Here is a 19281-nt window from a genome sequence, read left to right on the forward strand (position 1 = left end):
GTCGATCCCTTAGATCTGCATCGCCATATGCCGCACCACCTTCTCAGCAGTGATCGGCAGGTCCGAGACGCGGCAGGCAGCAGCGGCGACGGCATTTGCCAGAGCGGCCGGCGGCTCAATTACCGGCGGCTCGCCCACTCCCTTGGCGCCAAAAGGACCGACCTCGCTCGGACATTCCACCAGAATGGAGCGAACACGCGGTGCATCCATCGCCGTCGGCATCTTGTAATCGGTGAGATTTGCATTGGCCACATGGCCGTCGCGGTAAACGATCTCTTCCGATAATGCCTGGCCGATACCCTGCATCACGCCGCCCTCGATCTGGCCTTCGACATAAAGCGGGTTGATGGCGAAGCCGACATCCTGCGCCACGACATAATCGTTGATGCCGATTTCGCCGGTTTCCGGATCGACCGACACATCCACCGCATGAGCATGGAAGCTCGGTGAATTCAGTGTGGTAATCACCATATTGCGACCACGCTTCGGATCATAGGGCGTCGGCGGCGCGATGAATGTGCCATGGGCGATCAAACCACCACCGGATAATTGAAGTGTCTTGGCAATTTCGGCCAGTGTAATCGACTTGCCATCGCCGCTGACCACACCATCGGCAAGCACAAGATCATCGACGGCAACACCGAGCTTCGGGGCCGCCGCCTGGAATATCTGCTGACGCAGGATTTGCGCTGCATTGATACAAGCATTGCCAACCGCGAAGGCCGTGCGGCTGCCCTGCGCACCATGATCAAACGGTGTCGCGGTGCTGTCGGCACTGACAATATCAATATCACTCAATTTTATACCTAATGCTTCGGCCAGTACCTGCGCCGCGCCGGTCAATGCCCCGGTGCCGATCTCGGCACAGCCGGTATTCATCACCACCTTGCCTTCGGGATTGACCTTGACGTAAACGCCGGACGATCCCGAAGTTGTGGTCCACCAGCCGCAGGCCAATCCTTTGCCGCGCCCACCGCCCGTGCTGCGCTGCGACCAGCCGATGGCATCGGCTGCCTTGCGCAGACATTCCTCTAGGCTGACCTTGGCCACCACCTGACCATTGGGTGCCGTATCGCCATCGCGCAGGATATTACGCAGACGGAATTCCAGCGGATCAAGACCGATGCCTTCGGCGATGATATCCATCTGCGATTCGACCGCGAAATTCGCCTGTGGGCCGGATGGCGCGCGGAAGGAACCTGTGGGTGCCTTGTTGGTGTAGACCGCCAATCCTTCGATGGAGATATGAGGGATGCGGTAAGGCCCCGCCAGGATCAGCGCCGAACTGGAGCCAACACCGACACCTGAACCGGAGGTGGCACCGGTATCCACAATGATGCGGCCCTGCTTGGCCAGAATAAGGCCATCACTGCTGACACCGGTTTTAAGCTCGATCACCACCGGCTGCCGGGAATAGGCTGTGGTCATTTCTTCTTCGGTGGTGGTTACCATCTTCACCGGCCGGCCACAGGCCTTCGCCATTATGGCAACATAATGCTCCACGCCTAAGCGCAGCTTGCCACCAAAGCCGCCGCCGATCACGGTGCAGATCACCCGCACCTGCGATGCCGGCACCTTGAGAATCTCGGCCAGTGTGCTCTGGGCTTCGAATGGCAACTGGGTATTGGACCAGACCGTGTAGCGTCCATCCCTATCCCACTGCGCCACCGCCGCACGCGGCTCGGTATAGCCGGGATGCACAATATTGGTGGTGAAGCGGTTGGTAAAGATATGGTCCGAGGCAGCAAATCCAGCCGCCACGTCTCCCACCAGAAGCAACGACTGGTTCGACACATTGCCCTGGCGCTGCACTGTCGGCACCGCCTGGTAATCCAGCAGCCCGGTATGCACCATCGGTGCATCCACGGCTAATGCTGCCTCGACATCAAATACTGCCGGCAGCGGCTCATATTCCACCTCTATAGCAGCTGCAGCGGCCTCCGCCTCATCCACAGTACGCGCAACCACGCCGGCGATCGGCTGGCCGACATAACGCACCGTGTCGAGCGCGAACACCTCCATATCCTTGATAAACGAGCCATAGAGCTTGCTAGGCACATCCGCGGCGGTGACGATGGCCCGCACGCCCGGCATCTGGCGGGCCTTGTCCAGGTGCAATGCATGGATACGGGCATGCGGCACGGTGCTGCGGCAAAGCTTGCCATGCAGCATGCCAGGTACGGCAAAATCCGTGCCATAGATCGCCCGGCCCGTCACCTTGCCCATCGCATCCACGCGCGGCAAGGATTTGCCGACCACCTTGTAATCAGACGCCATCATCGCCTCGCTTACCAAGACCAAGCCGATACGCGGCTCAGGTAATACGGTTCACACCCACCATGCGGTCGATCAGCAGAACAAAAGCAGTGGTGCCGAGCATCATCAGCGCCGCGATAGCCGAGACCGTCGGATCAACCCGGCTTTCGATATAGAAGTAGATCTCCACCGGCAAAGTGGAATTGCTCTGGGAAAGGAATGCGGTGGCGGTGAAATTATCGAATGACACCACGAAGCAGAAGAAACTGGCTGCAAAGATGCCGGTCTTGATCTGCGGCAAAGTGACAAGGAAGAAAGCCTTCACTGACGATGCACCAAGACCGACCGCAGCCTCTTCCAGCGTGGGACTGACGCGCGCCAGAGAAGCGCGGATCACGCGCACTGCATATGGCAGTGTCAGCACACAATGCAGAATCACCAGATTGGTGGATTTCTCAATAAGATCCGTACGCGCGGCAAAGATCAGGAAGGACAGACCAACAATGACCTGCGGCACGATCAACGGCGACATCAGCACTGCATCGATCGCCTCCCGGCCTCGGAAACGGTAGCGGGTCAAAGCCAGGGCCGACATGGTGCCGAGTGTCATGGCACAAACACCGGAAATCAATGCCAGTGCAATGGAGCGATAGAATGGCAATTTAAAATCCGGCTGCGCGAACACATTCTGGAACCACTTCAACGAAAAACCATCCGGTGGGAATGTGGCTCGAGTGGTGGCACTGAAGGCGCTGAAGAAGGTGATGACCAGGGGTGCGGTAATCCACAGCAACACCACCACCGCGATCACGGTGCTGACGCGGTAGAGTGGATCACTGGTGGTATTCACAGCGCTTCTCATCGGTTACCTCCCGGCAGCAGGCGGGCGCCGATGCTGTTGATACCAAACACCACCGTCAGGCTGACCAGCAGCGTGACCACGGCCGCAGTGCCGGCCAGCGCATAATTGAAGCCGACAATCGCCTGATCATAGATCAGATTGCCGATCATCTTGAATATGCTGCCGCCAAGCAGGGATGGCGTAAGATAGGCGGTGAAACAGAATACGAAGGCAAGCACAGTGCCTCCGACAACACCGGGAGCACTGAGCGGCAAGGTAATGCGCAGGAAGGCCTGCATCGGAGTCGCACCTAGACTGCGCGCCGCTTCTTCGTACCGGCCACTGACATTCTGCAGCACGGAGCTGATCGGGAACACCATCAGTGGCAGGCAGGAAGCGAACAGGCCGATGGCGACCCCCAGTTCATTGTACATTAGCTTGATCGGCGCATCGATCAGGCCCATTGCCTTAAGGCTGCGGTTTATCACGCCATTATTGCCCAGCATGAGCATCCAGCCATACATCTTTACGACATAGATGGAGAAGAACTGGATTGCCAGAGTAAGGGTGATAAAGGTGGCGAAGCGACGGCTGCCACGACTCATCACATAGGCTATCGGATAACCCGCCAGCAGCACGATCAGCGTGACATAGCCAGCGATGCGCACGGATCGCAGCAGATAGGTGCGGAAATGTCCATCGGAAGCGAAGCCAACGAAATTGGCAATCGTCAGGTCGCCAGCGGCATTGCGCACACTGAGCGACAGCACGGTGGTGAGCGCCGCGAAAAAGAAAACCAGCAGGATCAGGGCCGGGCCGACGAGCAGCAAAGGCCGCAAATTCCAGCGCATCAGGTCAACTCCTTCACGACGCTCATGGTCACCTTACTGAATCACTTCGCGGTCATACTGGCTGATGATGGTCGACATGTTGTCGGCCATATGGGCGTAGTCCATCGGATAAGCGCCATCCAGATTGCTCAGGATCGACTGCACTACTTCCGGACCCTTGGCCTTGCGGTTAGCCGGCAAGGCACCAAAGGCCTCGGCAAGCTGCGCCTGCACCGGCTCCGAAAGCAGGAAGTTGACGAAATCCTCGGACTGCTTGACGCGCGGGCCAGCCACAATAGTCAGCGGCGTTTCCGCCACCAGCAGTGGCTTGCTCGGCACCACGAAGCCGTAATTGCTGCCAGGCTTGATATAGCTGATCACGTTCGGCAGAACGCCCCAAGCAATCAAACCGACTTCGCCAGCTTCAAGCAGACGAATCGACTGCACATTGTTGGTGAAGAAAGTGACGACGCTGGGCCGCAGCGTCTTCAGCTTGGCATAGCCAGGCGCCAGATTCTTCTCACTGCCACCGGCCAGCAAGGCTGCCATGGTGGGGAAGTAGCCCGGGTCGAAGCTGGCTGCCGGGGCGCCGATCTTGCCCTTCAGGCGGGGATCCCAGAGATCTTCCCACTTGGTCGGTTCGAACGGCACCAGGTCCTTGCGGTAGAAAATACCACGCAGCGACACCCAGGCAGTTACGCCATGGGAGAAGATCAGCGGTGCATTGATATTGGCGGTATTCGGGATGCGCGCCTTGTCGATCGGCACGATCACGCCTTCTTTCATGGCGCGCTGGTAATTGATCATGTTGGTGGACCAGATATCCACCTCCGGCTTCGCCTTCTGGGCGATGAGCCGCGCAACCCCGGCTTCGCCAGCACCCTGGGCCACGACAGTGACCGGCTGCTTGGTCATCGCTTCATAATCCTTTGCCAGCTTCTCGAAGGTCTGCTGCCACACCCCGCCCCAGGTCATGAATACCAGCGGCTTCTCCTGCGCCGCAGCGCCGAAGCTGAAAGTCATGCCGGCCAATGCGGCCGCCAGCGCAAATTTCCTGATCATCGTTGTCCCCTTCATGGCCCTGCTCCTTTTGCTATCGCCGAATGTTTCTATGGTTGGTCTACTACCCTTATCCATCCCCTCGATGCTTTATGCTCGCGTTTGCGTCATCTGGCGCGCAGCGCAGCCAACGGCATCGACAATTTTCTGGTAACCAGTACAGCGGCAGAGCGTACCTGCCAGACCCTCACGGATCGCCGCTTCATCGGGCAGTGGGTTGACATCCAGCAATGCCTTGGCGCTGAGCAGCATCCCAGGGATACAGTAACCGCACTGTACGGCGCCGCCATCGATGAAAGCCTGCTGTAATGGATGCAGTTCTCCGCCTTGCGCCAACCCCTCAATGGTGGTGACGGAACCTCCCTGGCACTGCAATGCGAGGGTGATGCAGGAACACACGGCCTTGCCATCCAGCAGCACGGTGCAGACACCACATTCCGCTTCCAGACAATTTGTCTTTGTGCCAGTGAGGCCGAATTCCTCTCTCAGCAATTCCAGCAGCGTCACGCCAGCCGGAATTTCCGCATCATAACGCTCGCCGTTGATGGTAAGAGACAGCGCATGCCGACTCATGACGCGATCCTTTCCAGGCACTGCAATACGGCTCGCGGCACCAGTGCAGCTATCAGCCGGCGACGGTAATCAGCGGAAGCCCGCACATCGCTGAGCGGCGCGGCTTGCGCCGCCGCCAATGCTCCAGCCTGCTTCAGCAGAGCAGCATCACGCAGCCCGCCTTGCAGCAGAGCCTCGGCTTCAGTGGCGCGGAATGCCACAGGGGCCGCCGCCCCAAGAGCAATCCTTACCTGGCCGTAATTACTGGTGCTGGCGCCAGCAATGTGCACGGCGACGGAAATCAGTGAAATCTCCATGGCACGACGGCGGCCCGCCTTGATGAACGCAGTGGCACTTCCGGCAGCCGGCTCAGCGAATCGCACTCGAGTCAGCAGTTCATCCTCGGCGCGAGCCGTACGCCTCGGCCCCAAGAGGAAGTCGGACAATTTCAGCCAGCGGCGCCCAGCGGGGCCAGCCAACTCCACTTCGGCGTCCAGAGTCAAAAGCTGCGGCAACAAATCAGCAGCCGGCGAAGCATTGCATATATTGCCACCAATGGTGCCAGTATTGCGCACCTGATGCCCACCAATCACCTGCGCGCTTTCGATCAAACCAAGCATGCCCGGCATGTCAGCAAAATACGCTTCAAGCTGTTTATGCGTTACCAGGGCACCGATCACGATATAGCCTGCCTCACAGCCGATCAGCTTCAACTCATCCAGGGCCTGCAGACTGATGACCTGTGCCGGCTGGCGCTGCTTGCGCCGCATCTGAATCACCAGATCCGTACCACCGGCAATAAAGCTGGCCGTCGCGCCGAAGCGGCGAGCCAGGGCAATGCCTTCATCGATGCTGCGCGGTTCCAGATAGTCGAAGGCCATGGTCATTATGCCCGCCTCACGCTGCCGCGCTGAGATGAAGTGGAACGGCTTCTCCAGAAGCCAGCCACTGCACCGGCTGTGCACGGCGGAACAATTTGACCCGACCACTGCCCACCACCGTGGCATTGCCACGTTCAACCCGGATCGCAGTCGATTCCTCGATACCAAGTACCGGATTGGTATTCACAGCATGATATTCACGGATGCGATCATCCCGGGTTTCACTACCGGGCGCCATGGCAGGATCAGCTTCCAGGTAATGCGGATTGAGCGTCCAGGGAACCAGGCCCATGGCATCGAAGCGCGTGGCCCCAATAACATTCCAGTCATTGGTGCAGAGGATGTTATGGCCGGCGATATTGCTGCCTGCGCTGGTGCCGATATAGGGCATGCCGCCACGCGCACGGTCGGTCAGGACAGCCAGCGCGCCACATTCGCGCAGCCGCTGCAGCAACACATAAGTATTGCCACCACCGACAAACACAGCTTCTGCTGTCTTGATCCTAGCTGGCAGATCAGAATCGGCCTGGAAATGCTCCGCCACCACGCCAATGGTACTCAGAGCATCGGCAGCTGCCGCGAAGCGGCTTTCCGCGTCACCGAGGCGTGCTGCGGTGATATAGCCGAGCCGCCGCACCGGGCCGAGGAAATCAGCAATCTCAGGCAGGCAGAACCGCAGGAACGGACGGCCGGAATTGCTGATCAGTAAAGCCCGAATCATGTTTCGAGCCGATCATTGCGGAACAACCGGGCATCCTCCGGACGCCAGGCCAGCATCACCTCATCACCGGCCATCGCCGGTGCCTGCAGATCTGCCGACGCATCGACACGCAGCAGCAGGTCATTGCCGACACCGACCTGATATTTGATCGCGGTACCCACAAATACCGAATTGACCACTTTGCCGCGCATGACATTACACCCCGGCGGCAGCTGCGCGGAGGCCGTCGCTATCTGGATGCGCTCCGGCCGCAGCAAAATCTGCACCGCACCATCGCCATGCCGCCCCACCTGAGCAAAGCTGCCGTCAACGCCATCCAGCTCAATGCGGCTGACGCCATCAACCTGGCCCGTGACGCGGCCGGCCAGCATATTGGCGGTGCCTATGAACTCAGCCACGAAGCGATGGGCCGGGAAATCATAGACCTGACGTGGCGTATCGACCTGCAGGATGGCACCCTGGCTCAGCACCGCAATACGGTCTGAAAGCGACAGTGCCTCTTCCTGATCGTGCGTCACGAAAATGGTAGTAATGCCAAAGCGGCGCTGCAATTCACGCAGTTCGAACTGCATGTCGCCGCGCAACTGCTTGTCCAGCGCCGCAAGCGGCTCATCAAGCAGCAATACCGACGGATTGAATACAAGCGCCCGCGCCAGAGCGACACGCTGCTGCTGGCCGCCGGAAAGCTGCGAGGGATAGCGATGCCCGAGGGCAGCAAGTTGCAGCTGCCCCAGGATACGCTGCACCTGCGGGGCGATCTCGGCCTTGGGCACCGCCCGCATCTTCATGCCGAAAGCGATATTCTCGGCCACCGTCATATGGGGGAACAGCGCATAATCCTGATAGACCATGCCGATATTGCGCCGGTTTGGCGGCACCGCGACCACGGACTGGCCACCAATGCGGATATCGCCGGCACTCGGCATGACGAAACCGGCAACGGCGCGCAATGTGGTAGTCTTGCCGCAGCCGCTGGGACCGAGCAACGAGAGGAATTCACCGCGCCGGACGTGCAGCGAAAGATCGCGCACTGGCATGGTATCGCCATAAGCAACCGAAATACTGTCGATATTCACATCCACCGGCACGATGGCACGGCCATCGGCGCCAGCATTGCCCGTGGCCAGTGTCATGGCCTCCAGGGACGGCGCATTCATCGCCGACCGCCATGGCGCCCAAGCGCCCGACCTGAAATCCCCCGGCCTGAAATCCCCTGGCCTGAAATCCCCTGGCCCGAAATCCGGTGTGCCACAGCCAACCGCCACCCCCAACAAACACAGCCACCGGATGCGCCGGCATCGCCCTGTATTCTCGTCGAGCCGTCTAATTTCCGGCAAGACGACGCACTATCCTGTATACGGTATTCATTGTCAAACAGGAAAATTCATCCTATTTCTCTTTTATCCTATTAAAAACAATGATAATAATCCCGCGTTCGGTTGCAGAACCCTGCCGCTGTTTGTATTCAGGATACATTAATGCTCGAAGAGACCTTCAAGCTTCCCCGGCGTGAGCCGACCTGGAAAGGCGTCTACCGCAATCTGCGGCTGGCCATCCTGAATCGCAGTCTGCCGCCAGAAACCCGCTTGATCGAGGTTGAACTGTCGCAGGCCATGGGCGTGAGCCGCACGCCGCTGCGCGAGGCCCTGGCCAAGCTGGCGCAGGACGGCCTGATTCGCAGTGCCGAGCGCGGCGGTTATGTGGTGACCGATCCCCGCCAGGATCTCGCCGATGCCTACCATATGCGTGCCGCCATCGAAGGCTATGCCGCCCGGCTGGCCGCCGAGAACATCACCAATGCCGAATTGCAGCGCCTGCGCGAGAATGTCGCCGCCAACATGACCATCGACCTGGCCGATACCCGGCGCCGCGCAGAACTGAACCTGGAATTCCATCAGATCGTCGCCTACGCCTCGCGCGCGCCCCGGATCATCCAGGCATTCGACAATCAGCGCGAATTCATCTTCACTGACGAAGATATGCAGCTTCACACGCTGGATGCCTGCCGCCAGTTCGTGCGCGAACATGAATTGCTGGTTGAGGCATTGGAATTGCGCGATGGCGACAGGGCCGACCGCATCGTGCGCGCCCATCTGCATCGCGCCGCCGCCCTGCTGCTCGATAATGGCCGCGATGCCACGTCGACCGGCCAGGTAAAAAAAACCTCTGACGCTGCGGCTGCCTGATATGGCGATCAAGCTGGGGATTGCCGTTCTGCCGAAGTTGCCCTTCGTGGATTTCATCCGCCTGGGCCAGGAATGTGAAAAAAGCGACCTCTCACTCTGGGTGCCAGACGAGCGCTTCTTCCGGGACGTCTTCGTCTCGCTGGCCGCGCTGGCGACCAGCACGAGCAAGGCGATCCTCGGCAGCGGCGTCACCGACCCCTTTATCCGCCACCCGCTGCTCACCGCCGCAGCCATGGCTTCGCTGGATGAATTGTCAGGCGGCCGCGCCATCCTCGGCATCGGCGCTGGTGTCAGCGGCTTCGACGCTTTGGGCATCAAGCGCCATGCCCCGGCCACGGCTTTGCGCCAGACCATCGATCTCTGCCGCCGCTTCTGGGCCGGCGAAGCGATCACGCAGCTTGAAGGGCCGGTCTATGCCAAGGTTGCGCAGCTCAACTTCACAGCGCCACGGCAAATCCCTGTATACATTGCCGGGCGCGGCCCGAAAGTGTTGGCGCTGGGCGGCGAAGTCGCCGAAGGCGTCATCATCGGCCATTTCACCTCCGAGCGCGGCATCGGCTCGGCTCAGGATCAGATCGGCGCCGGCATCAAGAAGCGTTCGCCAGACCGTGGCCGCCCGGAAATTGCCGTCTGGGCCTATACTTCGGTAGCCAGGGATGGTGATGCCGCCCGTGCCGCGGTGAAGCCGGCGATCGGCCGCACCATCCGCTCTACGCCGGAAGCATTGGAAATCCTTGGCGAAAGCGCGCCACGCCTGCTCGAGGAACTGGAACGTTTTGGCTATTCGCGCTCACCGGACTATGACCAGGCAATGCGCGATACGGTGAGTGACTCGCTTGCAGGCCAGCTTTCCATTTCCGGCACGCCGCAGGAATGCATCGATCGTATCCGCACCATCCACGCCTGCGGCATCGATCATGTGATCCTGCTCCCCTACCCGGCAGCCGGCATGAGCATTCCCGAAATGACCGCCCTGTTCTGCAGCGAGGTGCTGCCGAGCGTGCGTAACATCTGAGCAAAGAACTAAAGACAGCAAAGGGCGTCGACTATGGCATTGCGGCAAGTGATCGATGCTTATGAGTTGTTGGATTCGGCATTGGTCGATGGCAATGCCGTCGCCGATTTCCTGCGGGATCAGGGGGTTGAGGATATCCGTGTCGAGCGCATGACCTCGGAGCGCCATCACACTGACTTCATGCAGATCCGCATTCCCGGCCGCAGCAAGAAGGCGCCGGTGCTGGGCATCATCGGCAAGCTCGGCGGTATCGGTGCACGACCGGCACAGGTCGGCATGGTCTCTGACGCCGACGGCGCCATCGCGGCCGTGGCCGCAGCCGCCAAGCTTGCCACCATGGCGGCAAAGGGCGACCAGCTGGAAGGCGATGTGATCATCTCCACCCATATCTGCCCAGCAGCACCGACCCGTCCGCATCAACCGGTGCCGTTCATGTCGGCGCCGGTGGACCGCGTGAAGCTTGGCCGCGCCGAGCTGCATCCCGATATGTCCGCCGTATTGAGCATCGACACCTCGCGCGGCAATCGCGTGGTCAATCACAAGGGCATCGCCATCACGCCGACGGTGCGCGAAGGCTATATCCTGCCAGTAAGCCGCGACCTGATCGACATCCTGGAAATCGTGACTGCGGAACCGGCGGTGGTGATGCCGCTGAGCACCCAGGACATCACGCCCTACGCCAACAACCTGTTCCATATCAATTCGATCCTTCAGCCTTCGGTTTACACCGACAAACCAGTGGTCGGCATTGCCGTAACCGCTCGGGTGGCTGTACCCGGTAGCGCCACCGGCGCCACGCAACTCGACGATATCGAGAAATCAGTGCGCTTCTCCATCGAAGTGGCGAAGAATCTGGGCCGGGGGATCTGCGCCTTCCATGATGAAGCTGAGTTCAAGAGCCTGCAGGCGCTGTATGGCTCGATGCACCATCTGCAGACCGCGGGGAAAACCGCGCCGTGAATCTGACGCTGCAGGTCAATGGCCAGGAGCACGGTGTCGATGCCGAGCCGCTGACCCCTCTGGCGCGCGTATTGCGTGAACAGCTTGGCCTGCGCGGCACAAAGATTGGTTGCGGCAATGGCGAATGTGGCGCCTGTACCGTCTGGCTTGATGGTCAGGCAGTCTGCTCCTGCCTCTACCCGGTCTATCGCGCCGCAGATGGCAGCATCACCACCATAGAAGGCTTGGCCGATGCCGGTCGGCTTAACGCAGTGCAGAAGGCTTTCATCGATCACGGCGCAACGCAGTGTGGCTTCTGCACCTCCGGCATGATCATGGCTGCCTGCGCCCTGCTGGCGCAGAATCCACACCCTACCGAAGCCGACATAGTGCATGGCCTCACCGGCAATATCTGCCGCTGCACCGGGTATCGCCAGATCATTCAGGCGGTGCTGAGCGTGGCACAGCAGGGCAACGCATGACGCAGGCGATGCCACGCGAAATCGGCCGCCGCATCCCGCAAAAGGGCGCGGAGCTGCGCGTGCGCGGCGAGGCCCGCTTCACTCACGACATCTCCCTGCCAGGCATGCTGACAGCGGCCGTGCTGCGTAGCCCGCACGCTCATGCCCGCATCCTGGAAATTGACACGGCAACGGCCCGCTCCCTGCCTGGTATCCATGCGGTGATCACAGCCGCCGATTTTCCGGGCCGGCGCTACCAACAGCTTGGCGGCAGCTATGCTGATCGCTATCCGCTGGCCGTCAATGTCGTGCGCTTCCAAGGCGAAGAAGTTGCCGCCGTGGCTGCGGAAACGCCGGAACTGGCACAACAGGCACTGCGCCTGATCAATGTGCGCTATGAGCCGTTACCGGCTTTGTTGACGCCTGAAGCGGCGCTGGCGCCCGATGCCCCGGCCCTACATGATGCGGCCAACATGGCTGGCGGGCGCAATCTGGCCATCCGCTTCCGCTGCGACTATGGTGCCATCGATCAAGCCTTTGCCAAGGCTGACCATGTATTTGATGATGAGTTCAGCCATGGCGTGGTAGTGCCAGCCTGCATGGAAACCAATGGTACGGTGGCGAGCTTCGATGCCGCCACTGGCGACCTGACACTCTGGACCGCTACCCAAGCGCCGTATTTCATCCGCAAGGAAGTGGCCCATGTGCTCGGCCTTGAAGTTGAGCGCGTACATATCCGTGGCGTAGAGGTTGGTGGTGGTTTCGGCGGCAAATCGAAAATCTGCGAACAGGAAGCCTTGGCCGCGCGGCTTTCACTGGCAACCGGTCGTCCGGTACGTCTGCTGCTGGATCGCCGCGAGGAATTCATCAGCGGCAAGACCGATCACGCCAAGCGCATCCGTATCCGTACCGCCGTTGCCGCTGACGGTACAATCATGGGCCGTTCCACTTCGCTGCAGATCGACAATGGCGCCTATACTGCTTATGCGCCCACCTATGTCGGCGCCTCGCGCCAGCGCACCACCTGCCTCTACCGGGTGAAGACAGCGCATTACGATTGCGACCTCGTCTATACCAACAAGGTACCGGGCGGCCAGTATCGCGGCATGGGTGCGCCGCATACGATCTGGGCGATTGAAAGCCATATGGATCAGATCGCAGAGCGCCTTGGCCGCGATCCCCTGGAATACCGCCTCTCACAAGCCAACCAGAGCGGCGATGTGACGCCGCTGGGCTGGAAGATCAGCAGTTGTGGCCTGTCGGATTGCCTGAACGAAGTGGCGCGGCGCATCGGCTGGGCAGAGAAACGCAAGTCGCCGGGCAAGTATCGCGGTGTCGGCATCGCGGCGATGATCCATCCCAGCGGCGGTGTCATCTACCAGGAAGGCAATTATTCCAACACGCGCGTCGAATTGCTGCGTACCGGCGAATTCGTGGTGCACACCCAGACCGCCGATGCCGGCACCTGGCAAAACACCACATTGGCTCAGGTGGCAGCTGAGGGCCTCGGCGTGCCGAGCGAGATCGTGCAGGTCTCGCATATGGATACAGACGCGGCGCCGCCTGATCTCGGCAGCGCCGCCTCACGCGTCGCCTTTGTCTCCGGCAATGCCACTTTGCGCGCCGCCCAGGCCCTGCAACGCAAGATCGCCGAACAGCTTGGCAGGCACTGGAACTGCAATCCCGATGATCTGATGTTTGCCGATGGCAATGTGACACTCGCCGACCCGCTGCGGAGCGCCAGTATTGCCGAGGTGGCATTGCTTTGCGCACCGCTGGATGCGGAAGCGCGCTACTCCACACCGGGCGAACGCCCGGATCCGGCCACCGGCATCGGCAACTACGCCGCCACTTATGTATTTGGCGCCCAGGCGGTGGAAGTGGAAGTTGATCCCACTACCGGCAAGGTGACGATCCTGAAGATCGTCGCCGCCCAGGATGTTGGCCGCGCGCTGAACCCCACCGCCATGGAAGGCCAGATTTACGGCGGCATCCTGCAGGGTATCGGCATGGCCTTGCAGGAAGAGTTGATCTTCGAAGAAGGCAGGCCGGTGAATGCCTCTTTCCTCGACTACAAGGTGCCGCGCATCGGTGATGCACCACCCATCGATATCGCCCTGATCGAGACCAATGATCCGGAAGGTCCGTTCGGCGCCAAGGCCGGGGCCGAACCGACCATCAACGCCACCATCGCCGCCATCGCCAATGCCGTGGCCCATGCCACCGGCATCCGTTTCAAGCAATTACCGATGAGCCCGGACCGCGTGCTGCCGCAACTGGTGGAGCGGGAAGGACAGAAGCTGCCGCTGAAGCCCTGGATGCGCCCCTACAATCTGGAAGTCGCCACCGTGCGTGCGGCCTATCCAGACGCGGTCTTCCCCGCCTTGCGCAAAATCGGCACCAAATTCGCCAAACTGCCAAAGACCGGCGTGAAACCCGATGTAGTGGCGCCACGCGACCTTGATGGCCTGCTCGCCGCCCTGGCACAGCCCGGCCGCAAGGCCCGTATTCTCGGTGGCGGGACCGATCTGTTCGTCGGCTTGCGACAGGGTATCTACGATACCGATCTGCTGGTTGATGCTTCGCGTGTGTCTGCCTTGCGCGGTCTTGCCCTCGTGGATGGCGCCCTGCATATCGGGGCTGCCACGCCACTGGCGGAAATCACTAAGTCTAGTCTGGTTCGCGAAAAGTTGCCGATGCTGGCCGATGGCGTGGAACTGATCGCCACGCCGCAGATCAGGGCAGTCGCCACCGTGGCCGGTGATCTCTGCCAGGAGAAGCGCTGCTGGTTCTTCCGCAGCGCCTTCCCCTGCTACAAGCTCGGCGGCAGCACCTGCCCCTGCTTCGCCGTGCAAGGTAATTCACGCTTCCACTCGATCATGGGCTCCAAGCGCTGTGCCGCACCCTGCCCGGCCGATTTGGCCCCAATCTTCACTGCACTCGACGCTACAGCCGTTATTCTTGGCCCGCGCGGCGAGCGCCGCGTACCGATGGCTGACTTCTATCACTGGTCCGGCCTGTCCTGCGTCGCCTCCGACGAAGCCATACTGAGGTTTGAACTGCCATTGCCTGGCAACACCAGTCATGCTTTCGAAAAATTTGCCGTGCGCCGCAGCGACTTTGCCGAAGCCTCTGTAGCTGTGCGGCTGGGCTGGAATGGCGACAGTCTACGCGATGTCCGTATCTCGCTAGGTGCCGTGGCACCGCTGCCGATGCGCGCCAAAGCCACCGAACATGCCTTGCTCACAGCCGGCAAACCAAATGCTGCCGCAATTGCGGCAGCCGCGGCAATGACAGTGCATGGCAGCCTGCCTCTGCAGAACAACGCCCACAAGACCCACCTGCTGGTCAATTTGGCCGAGCGGGCGATAACCAGCGCCATAGCGGCGCGTGCCTGAATGAGACAAACATGACCACCCTTTCCGCACCTGAACCAACCTACCTGGCTGTATTCCAGGGCGAGCCATCCTGGCTCGATGCCATGCGTGAGCGCTTCGCGCGCGTCGAATCCGGTCAACTGACGCCTAAGTTGCGGGAGTTGGTTTTCGTTGCCGGCTATGTGATCAACCGCTATGCCGCCGCCGCACAGCATCACCGCCAGCGCGCGCTGGCGGCTGGCGCCACGGATGACGATCTGCGCCTGGTGCTGAAGATTCTGGATTTCTATCGTGGTCTGCGCGGCTTCCAGGATGCGCAGAAATTGCTGGGCCTGTGGCGTTCCGGCCTGTTCCCGGAAGTGAAGCCGCCCCGCCAGGGTACGCTCGCCGATATTTACCAGAAAATCATTGAGACGCGGAAATACGTCGCCAACGGCTTCCGGGTCTACAGCGCCGATGGCGAATGGCTGCGGCTTTACCTGCAGCGCTCGGACGCTATCAAGCTGTCGCCGCGCAGCATCGATGAGCGCGGGGTGCAGCTTCTATCCATGGCGATCACGCTGAAGAACCATGGCTATTCGTCGAATTTCAACGATGGCTGCATCGAAGTGCATGAAAACAAGACCCGTGCGCTCGGCACTAGCGAAGCAGAAGTGCTTGAGGTAGTTCAGATTATGGAGCTCTGCGACTCGATGACCACGGCCTGGGAAGGCGCCGAGCTGCTTGGGCTTGATGGCCGCAACTGAGCATCAGAGGAGACAGCATATGCAGATCGGCATGATGGGATTAGGTAGGATGGGCGCCAACATGGTGCGCCGCCTGCTGCGTGCCGGGCATGATTGCGTGGTGTATGATCGCGATGCCGCCGCGCGCACAGCATTGGCCGGTGAAGGCGCTCAGGCTGCCGAAAGCCTGGCCGGTCTGGTACAGGCACTGGCACCGCCGCGTGCCATCTGGCTGATGCTGCCGGAGGGAGCCATCACCCAGGAGACTCTGGACACCCTGGCCGGCCTGCTGGCACCAGGCGATATGCTGATCGATGGTGGCAATAGCTTCTGGAAAGATGATATTCGCCGGGCTGCCGCCCTGAGCAAGCAGGGACTGGTCTATCTTGATGTCGGCACTAGCGGCGGCGTCTGGGGCCTGGAACGTGGCTATTGCCTCATGATCGGCGGCCCTGAAGCTGCCGTGCAGCACCTTGATCCGATCTTCGCAACGCTGGCACCCGGCCGTGGCGAGATCGTGGCAACAGCCGGCCGCGACAGCCGAGACCCCCGCGTCGAGCAAGGTTATCTGCATGCCGGCGGCAACGGTGCTGGGCATTATGTGAAGATGATTCATAACGCCATTGAATATGGCATGATGCAGGCGATGGCCGAGGGCTTTGACATCATGCATCATGCCGGCGATGACCATGTAGCTGAATCACTCCGGCTCGATCTGGATGTCGCCGATATTGCGGAAGTGTGGCGGCGCGGCAGTGTCATCACCTCATGGCTGCTCGACCTTACTGCCACGGCACTGGCCAAGGACGGCGATCTCGCCGCCTATTCCGGCCAGGTGAATGATTCAGGCGAGGGGCGCTGGGCATTGCAGGCGGCGGTGGAACAGGCGGTCCCGGCGGAGGTGCTGAGCGCCGCCCTGTTCGCACGCTTCCGTTCGCGGCGTAACGAGAAATTCGCCGAAAAGGTGCTGTCTGCCATGCGCGCCGGCTTCGGCGGCCATGTGGAGAGCAAGTGAGCCGCTCATGACCCATACCCTGTCCCTCGCACGCGATCTGGAACAGCTCCCGCTGGCGGAATTGCTGGCCGAGGCGACCGCCCTGCGCGACCAGGGCCATGGCCGGCGCATAAGTTATTCGCGCAAGGTGTTCATACCGCTGACCAAGCTGTGCCGTGATGTATGTCATTACTGCACCTTTGCCGAACGCCCAAGCAAGAAGCGCCCGCCCTATCTCAGCCTTGATGAAGTACTGGCGATTGCCGAACAGGGCCGCCGTGCCGGCTGCAACGAAGCCCTGTTCACGCTCGGCGACAAGCCCGAGGACCGCTACAACGCCGCACGCACTGCGCTGGATGCCATGGGCATGCCGAGCACCCTGCATTATCTGGCTCATGCCGCCAGTGCCGTACTAGAGAAGACCGGTCTGCTGCCACATCTCAATCCTGGCGTGATGACGCGGGACGAACTGGCGATGTTGCGCCCGGTCTCGGCTTCCATGGGATTGATGCTGGAAAGTGCGTCGGCTCGGCTGTGCCAGCGTGGCGGACCACATTTCGGCTCGCCCGATAAAGACCCGGCAGTGCGCCTCGCCACCATTGCGGCAGCCGGCGAACTGGCAATCCCGTTCACCAGCGGCATCCTGATCGGCATCGGCGAAACCCGTGCCGAGCGTATCGAGGCGCTGCTGGCACTGGCCGAACTGCATGCCCGCCATGGTCATATCCAGGAAGTGATCGTGCAGAATTTCCGCGCCAAGCCTGGCACCAAGTTGGCTGGTGCTGCAGAGCCGGATTTGGACGATCTGCGCTGGACCATTGCCGTGGCTCGCATAATTCTCGGCCCTGAGATGAATATCCAGGCGCCGCCGAACCTATCGCCGGATAGTTACGCCGCACTGATCGGTGCCGGCCTGAACGACTGGGGTGGTATCTCCCCGGTGACGCCCGACCATGTGAATCCCGAAGCACCCTGGCCACAGATCGAAGCCCTGGCCTGCGCCACGGCGGATGCCGGGCATTTGCTGGTCGAGCGGCTTGCAATATATCCGCGTTACCTGAGCCAACCGGCGCATTGGCTTGATCCCGCAGTGCTGCCGGCAACACTGCGCGCAAGCGATAGCGAGGGCCTGGCACGCGGCGAGAGCTGGGCACCTGGTCTGGCACTTTCCGATTGGGCGCTGAACGACGTAACGCGCCGGCCCTATCTCGCTGAGATTGACAGCAGCATCCAACGGCAGGCCGCCAAGGCAGCCACCGGCCAACGCCTGGATCAGGCCGCCTTGGCGAAACTGTTCACGGCGCGCGATCGGGATTTCCGCTTCCTGTGCGATGCCGCCGATGAACTGCGCCGCCATAGCGTCGGTGATACCGTGCGCTATGTGGTGAACCGCAATATCAACTACACCAACATCTGCTACTTCCGCTGCGGCTTCTGCGCCTTCTCCAAGGGCAAGACCCACGAAGCCTTGCGCGGCAAACCTTACGACCTGGCACTGGAAGAGGTCAGCCGTCGCGCTATCGAAGCCTGGGAACGTGGCGCCACCGAAGTCTGCATGCAGGGCGGCATCCATCCTGAGTATACCGGAGAGACCTATCTGGAAATCTGCCGTGCTGTGAAACGCGCCGTGCCGCAGATGCATGTGCATGCCTTCTCGCCACTGGAAGTAAGCCAGGGCGCACGCACGCTGGGGATCAGTGTGCCGGATTTCCTCGACCGCCTGCGCGAGGCCGGCCTCGGCACCCTGCCTGGAACGGCGGCGGAAAGCCTGGATCCTGCGGTGCGTGCCGTGATCTGCCCGGACAAGCTGGGGGCCGACGAGTGGCTTGAAGTAATGGAAGCGGCCCATCATGCCCGCCTGCGCAGCACGGCCACGATCATGTTCGGTCATATTGATGGACCTGAATCCTGGGCGCTGCACCTGCTGGCGATCCGCGATCTGCAGCAGCGCAGCGGCGGCTTCACTGAATTCGTGCCACTGCCATTTGTCGCCATGGAAGCACCGATCTTCCTGAAAGGTGGCGCACGGCGCGGCCCGTCCTTGCGTGAGGCGATCCTGATGCATGCACTGGCGCGGCTGGCACTGCACGGCCAGATCGACCATATCCAGACTTCCTGGGTCAAAATGGGCAATGCCGGTGCTGAACTCTGCTTGCGCGCCGGCGCCAATGATCTGGGCGGCACATTGATGAACGAAAGTATTTCCCGTGCCGCCGGCACCCAGCATGGCCAGGAAATGCCGCCAGCCGCGATGCAAGCCTTGATCCAGGGTATCGGGCGCGTGCCGATGCAGCGCGACACGCTCTATCGCCCGGTGACTAAGCAGCGCCAAGCCGCCGCCGAAGCCGCCGCCGATCTACTGCCTGTGGTGCTGACATCTCCCGGCGATCCCAAGGCGCTGGCACGCCATATTGCCTGATTTCCATCCTGTATTGTTGCAACGG

The 19281-nt window shown here is 61.0% G+C and carries 17 protein-coding genes; 9 read left to right on the forward strand and 8 right to left on the reverse strand.

All coding sequences use genetic code 11. The features are described 5' to 3' along the window. Positions 1-9: 9 nt before the first annotated feature. The 8 genes from ACQY7X_RS02350 to ACQY7X_RS02385 all read right to left on the reverse strand — a co-directional run bounded on the left by ACQY7X_RS02350 (position 10) and on the right by ACQY7X_RS02385 (position 8273). Entirely contained in the window at positions 10-2280 is a 2271-nt protein-coding gene (locus ACQY7X_RS02350; protein ID WP_428248237.1) for a xanthine dehydrogenase family protein molybdopterin-binding subunit, read from the reverse strand. 34 nt (positions 2281-2314) lie between these two features. Beyond that, positions 2315-3118 carry an ABC transporter permease gene (locus tag ACQY7X_RS02355; RefSeq protein ID WP_428248238.1) on the reverse strand — a complete coding sequence of 268 codons (804 nt, stop codon included), beginning with the start codon at positions 3116-3118 and terminating at the stop codon, positions 2315-2317. Further along, the gene (locus ACQY7X_RS02360; protein WP_428248239.1) at positions 3115-3948 is read right to left on the reverse strand and encodes an ABC transporter permease; all 834 of its coding nucleotides are present in this window, start codon (positions 3946-3948) and stop codon (positions 3115-3117) included. The genes ACQY7X_RS02355 and ACQY7X_RS02360 overlap by 4 nt, the downstream gene beginning before the upstream one ends. 33 nt (positions 3949-3981) lie before the next feature. Then, the gene (locus ACQY7X_RS02365; protein WP_428248240.1) at positions 3982-4989 is read right to left on the reverse strand and encodes an ABC transporter substrate-binding protein; all 1008 of its coding nucleotides are present in this window, start codon (positions 4987-4989) and stop codon (positions 3982-3984) included. Positions 4990-5076: 87 nt separating this feature from the next. Next, positions 5077-5559 (reverse strand): (2Fe-2S)-binding protein, encoded by a 483-nt coding sequence (locus tag ACQY7X_RS02370; protein ID WP_428248241.1) that lies wholly within the window; start codon positions 5557-5559, stop codon positions 5077-5079. Then, a complete protein-coding gene (locus ACQY7X_RS02375; RefSeq protein ID WP_428248242.1) occupies positions 5556-6425 on the reverse strand; it encodes an FAD binding domain-containing protein in 870 nt (289 codons plus the stop codon). Before ACQY7X_RS02375 ends, ACQY7X_RS02370 begins: the two co-directional genes overlap by 4 nt. A gap of 10 nt (positions 6426-6435) precedes the next feature. Next, on the reverse strand, positions 6436-7140 hold the full coding sequence (gene pepE / locus ACQY7X_RS02380; RefSeq protein WP_428248243.1) for a dipeptidase PepE: 705 nt from the start codon (positions 7138-7140) through the stop codon (positions 6436-6438). Beyond that, positions 7137-8273: an ABC transporter ATP-binding protein gene (locus ACQY7X_RS02385; RefSeq protein ID WP_428248244.1), complete on the reverse strand. Its 1137-nt coding sequence runs from the start codon at positions 8271-8273 to the stop codon at positions 7137-7139. Before ACQY7X_RS02385 ends, pepE begins: the two co-directional genes overlap by 4 nt. Between ACQY7X_RS02385 and ACQY7X_RS02390 the strand changes: the two genes are divergently transcribed. From ACQY7X_RS02390 to cofH, 9 genes are read left to right on the forward strand one after another with little or no spacing between them, the layout of a single operon-like run. Further along, positions 8272-8619, forward strand: a complete 348-nt coding sequence (locus tag ACQY7X_RS02390; protein WP_428248245.1) for a hypothetical protein — start codon at positions 8272-8274, stop codon at positions 8617-8619. The two genes, ACQY7X_RS02385 and ACQY7X_RS02390, sit on opposite strands and share 2 nt — an antisense overlap. Next, complete coding sequence (locus ACQY7X_RS02395; protein ID WP_428248246.1) at positions 8619-9326, forward strand: GntR family transcriptional regulator; 708 nt, start codon at positions 8619-8621, stop codon at positions 9324-9326. The genes ACQY7X_RS02390 and ACQY7X_RS02395 overlap by 1 nt, the downstream gene beginning before the upstream one ends. Position 9327: 1 nt before the next feature. After that, complete coding sequence (locus ACQY7X_RS02400; protein ID WP_428248247.1) at positions 9328-10341, forward strand: LLM class flavin-dependent oxidoreductase; 1014 nt, start codon at positions 9328-9330, stop codon at positions 10339-10341. A 33-nt stretch (positions 10342-10374) separates the two neighbouring features. Continuing rightward, a complete protein-coding gene (locus tag ACQY7X_RS02405; RefSeq protein WP_428248248.1) occupies positions 10375-11301 on the forward strand; it encodes a DUF1177 family protein in 927 nt (308 codons plus the stop codon). After that, the gene (locus ACQY7X_RS02410) at positions 11298-11762 is read left to right on the forward strand and encodes a (2Fe-2S)-binding protein (RefSeq protein WP_428248249.1); all 465 of its coding nucleotides are present in this window, start codon (positions 11298-11300) and stop codon (positions 11760-11762) included. The genes ACQY7X_RS02405 and ACQY7X_RS02410 overlap by 4 nt, the downstream gene beginning before the upstream one ends. Further along, positions 11759-15139 carry a molybdopterin cofactor-binding domain-containing protein gene (locus ACQY7X_RS02415; RefSeq protein WP_428248250.1) on the forward strand — a complete coding sequence of 1127 codons (3381 nt, stop codon included), beginning with the start codon at positions 11759-11761 and terminating at the stop codon, positions 15137-15139. The genes ACQY7X_RS02410 and ACQY7X_RS02415 overlap by 4 nt, the downstream gene beginning before the upstream one ends. Positions 15140-15150: 11 nt before the next feature. Next, positions 15151-15864 (forward strand): carboxymuconolactone decarboxylase family protein, encoded by a 714-nt coding sequence (locus tag ACQY7X_RS02420; protein ID WP_428248251.1) that lies wholly within the window; start codon positions 15151-15153, stop codon positions 15862-15864. Positions 15865-15883: 19 nt separating this feature from the next. Continuing rightward, positions 15884-16858 (forward strand): phosphogluconate dehydrogenase (NAD(+)-dependent, decarboxylating), encoded by a 975-nt coding sequence (gnd, locus tag ACQY7X_RS02425; RefSeq protein WP_428248252.1) that lies wholly within the window; start codon positions 15884-15886, stop codon positions 16856-16858. A 7-nt stretch (positions 16859-16865) separates the two neighbouring features. Next, complete coding sequence (gene cofH, locus ACQY7X_RS02430; protein WP_428248253.1) at positions 16866-19256, forward strand: 5-amino-6-(D-ribitylamino)uracil--L-tyrosine 4-hydroxyphenyl transferase CofH; 2391 nt, start codon at positions 16866-16868, stop codon at positions 19254-19256. The last annotated feature ends 25 nt before the right edge of the window (positions 19257-19281 follow it).

This window comes from Ferrovibrio sp. (assembly GCF_965278975.1).
In the GTDB taxonomy this organism is placed as follows: domain Bacteria; phylum Pseudomonadota; class Alphaproteobacteria; order Ferrovibrionales; family Ferrovibrionaceae; genus Ferrovibrio.